Raw genomic sequence first — 3,000 nt, forward strand, 5'->3', positions numbered from 1 at the left:
GTTCAGCAGCGGCCCGCCGGAGTTGCCGGGGTTCAGCGCCGCATCGGTCTGGATCACGTCCGGGATCAGCCGGCCGGTGCCGGCGCGCATGCTGCGGCCGAGCGCGCTGACGATGCCGGCCGTCACGGTGTGCTCGAAGCCGAGCGGGTTGCCGATCGCGATCGCGATCTCGCCGCGCCTGAGCAGCGCCGAGCGGCCGATCGGCAGCGGCGTGAGCCCGCCGCGCGACATGCCGTCGATGTGCAGCAGCGCGAGGTCGGTGTCGGGGTCGTCGCCGACCCAGCGCGCATCGAACTCGCGGCCGTCGCTCAGCGACACGCGCTGGCGCGTGACCTGCGGCGACGGCAGCGCGCTGCCGCCGGCGCGCGTCACGTGCGAGTTGGTCAGCAGGTAGCCGTCGGGCGTGAACAGGAAGCCGGAACCGCCGCCGAGCGCCGCATCGCGGTTGCTGGCGTGGCCGACCACCTTGACCGACGCGACGCTCGGCCCGGCGCGCTCGACCACGCCGGAGACGGTCTCGGAATAGGCATCGAGCAGAAAGGCGTCGTTGGCACCCACGGGGAGATCCTCCAGACAGCGCATGTGGGACCCAGCACGCGCGCTTTCAAGTACCCGTTCGCCCTGAGCTTGTCGAAGCCCTGGTGACCTATCCCGACACCACCCGGTCGCGGCCTTCTGCCTTGGCGCGGTACAGCGCCTCGTCGGCACGCTGCAGCAACTGCTCGGCGGTTTCGCCTTCGCGCAAGGTCGCCAGGCCGATGCTGACGGTGATGTGCAGGCCCGCGGCGACGTCGCCCCAGGCCTCGCCCGACACCGCGCGGCGCACCCGCTCGGCGATCGCGAGCGCGGTGGCCGGCTCGCTGGTGGCGAGCAGCAGCAGGAATTCCTCGCCGCCGTAGCGGCCGATGCGGTCGTCCGCCCGCAGCGAGCGCACCGCGCCGAGCACGAAGCGGCGCAGCGCGGTGTCGCCCACCAGGTGCCCGTGGTTGTCGTTGACCAGCTTGAAATGATCGAGGTCCATCAGCGCCACCGACGGCCGCGCGCCGGCCTGCAGCGCGTCGTCGAGCGCACCGAGGATCGCGCGGCGGTTCAGCGCGCCGGTCAGCTCGTCGCGCGTGGCCAGCGTGTGCAGCTGGTTTTGCGCCTGCGCGAGCTCGCGGTTGCGCGTGCCCAGCAGCTGCCGCACCGAGGCGCCGTACAGCCCGACCACCGCGCAGCGCCCGATCGCCATCGACAGCCACACCGCCGACAGCGCCGCCTGCCAGCGCGTGGCGACCGGCAGCGCCGGGGCCTGCTCGGCCAGCCCGATCGCGAGGGCGAGCCCGAGCGAGATCACGGCCCACAGCGGCACCACCTGGCGCGGCGTGAGCCGCAGCGCGCTGAACGCGAACACGATGAAGACGATGCTGATCGACAGCACGCCGACCGCGGGCGCCAGCACCACCATCGCCAGCTGCAGGCCGGAGGCCGTCAGCATCTGCGGGCCGGTCAGGTACGGATCGGCGAAGCGTTCGCTCCAGCCGCGGTTCAGCATCAGGAAGAAGGCGCCGCCGGCGAGCGCGCCGCCGAGCAGGTAGATGACGGGCGGCAGCAGGCCGACCGCGCCGGCCGCGTGCAGCAGGAACAGCAGCAGCGCGTCGATCGCATAGCTCGCGACGCTCATGCGCAGCATGCGCATGCGCTCGCCACGGCGGCGCAGCGCACGGGCGCCTGGCTCTTCCGGCGCGGTCGGCGGCAGGTGGCTGCCGGCGGCGGGGAACGGAACGGGGGGAAACGGCGGAACGGATTGCAGGCGATGGGGCATGTGGGGGCTCGCCGTCAATCTCGGCCCGCTCCCGGGCATCTTGAGCACGCCGGGCGTGGCAGCGTGCATACCTCACGCGAGCTGCGTCAGGGCTTTCACCGGGGATGGCTCAGGTCGGCCGCGGCGCTGCCGATATCTGTCGCTGGAAAGCCGTCGCCCGGTGGTTGGACCGGGCTCGAACGGTTGCCGGAGTTTCGAATGACCTCGCTCAAATCCCCGTGGCGCGCGCTGCTCGGCTGGCTGCTGGCCGGTGCGCTCGCGTGCGCCATGGTGGCCTGGGCGATGAAGACGGCGTCGCGCGCGCAGTTGCGCGCCGATGCCGAGCACAGCGCGCAGCAGTGGGCGGGCTATGTGCGCGACACCGTGCCCGACCTCGACAGCCTTTTCGCCGGTGGCCCGCTGACGCCGGCCGCCCTCGAGCAGCTCAGCCGGCTGCGCCACCTGGGCGAGGTGTTCCGCTTCAAGTTCTACGACCCGCACGGGCGCGAGCTGCTGGTGTCCGAGCAGCTCGGCCTGGGCGCCGAGGAGCTGGCGCGCGCGCGGGCTGCGGCACCGCTGGATACGCTGGCCCGCAGCCCCGAGGTGCGCGAGCTGGTGCTCGGCGGGCGCAGCATCATCTACCTGCGGCAGTCGCAGCGCGCCGACCGGCCGCGCGTCTACAGCGAGGCCTATGTGCCGGTGCRGGGCGCGCACGGCAACGTCGGCGGCGTGGTCGAGGTGTATGTCGACCAGGCCGAGCGGGCGGCGCGCATCGCGGCAGCCTTCGTGCGGGTGGCGATCGCGGTGGTGCTGGCGCTGGCGCTGCTGCTCGGCCTGAGCCTGCGGCAGTGGTTCGTGCGCTCGCGGCTCGAGCGCCAGGCCGAGGACCAGGTGCGCTACCTGGCCGAGCACGACCCGCTGACCGGGCTGATGAACCGCGCGAGCTTCRCGGCGGCGCTCAGCGAGGCCGAGGCGCGTGCGCGCGCCGGCGGCCCGAAGTTCGCGGTGCTGTGCCTGGACCTCGACCATTTCAAGCTGGTCAACGACACGCACGGCCAGGCCGCCGGCGACGGCACCCTGTGCGCCGTCGCGGGCCGGCTGCGCGAGGTGGTGCGGCAGTTCGACCTGGTCGCGCGCCTGGGCGGCGACGAGTTCGCGATCCTGCAGAGCGGCGTGCGCGGCTCGGACGATGTCTCCTCGCTCGCGCAGCGCGTGGT

Annotated in this window: 3 protein-coding genes; 1 reads left to right on the plus strand and 2 read right to left on the minus strand. The window is 73.2% G+C overall.

The annotated features are described in order from the left end of the window. Together AC1D12_RS29645 and AC1D12_RS29650 are read right to left on the minus strand one after the other, a co-directional pair. Nucleotides 1-582, minus strand: a 582-nt coding sequence (locus tag AC1D12_RS29645; protein ID WP_477844779.1) for a S1C family serine protease, incomplete at its 3' end; no start/stop codon positions are given. Nucleotides 583-646: 64 nt separating this feature from the next. Beyond that, on the minus strand, nucleotides 647-1,804 hold the full coding sequence (locus AC1D12_RS29650) for a GGDEF domain-containing protein (RefSeq protein WP_477844780.1): 1,158 nt from the start codon (nucleotides 1,802-1,804) through the stop codon (nucleotides 647-649). 198 nt (nucleotides 1,805-2,002) lie between these two features. Here AC1D12_RS29650 and AC1D12_RS29655 point away from each other — a divergent pair. Further along, the coding region (locus AC1D12_RS29655) for a diguanylate cyclase domain-containing protein (protein ID WP_477844781.1) at nucleotides 2,003-3,000 on the plus strand (998 nt) is incomplete at its 3' end.

The organism is Rhizobacter sp. P1_G5 (genome assembly GCF_056405435.1).

Coding starts and splice junctions, on each gene's coding strand:
- AC1D12_RS29650 (WP_477844780.1), bottom strand. CDS start 1,804: ATGCCCCATCGCCTGCAATCCGTTCCGCCGTTTCCCCCCGTTCCGTTC.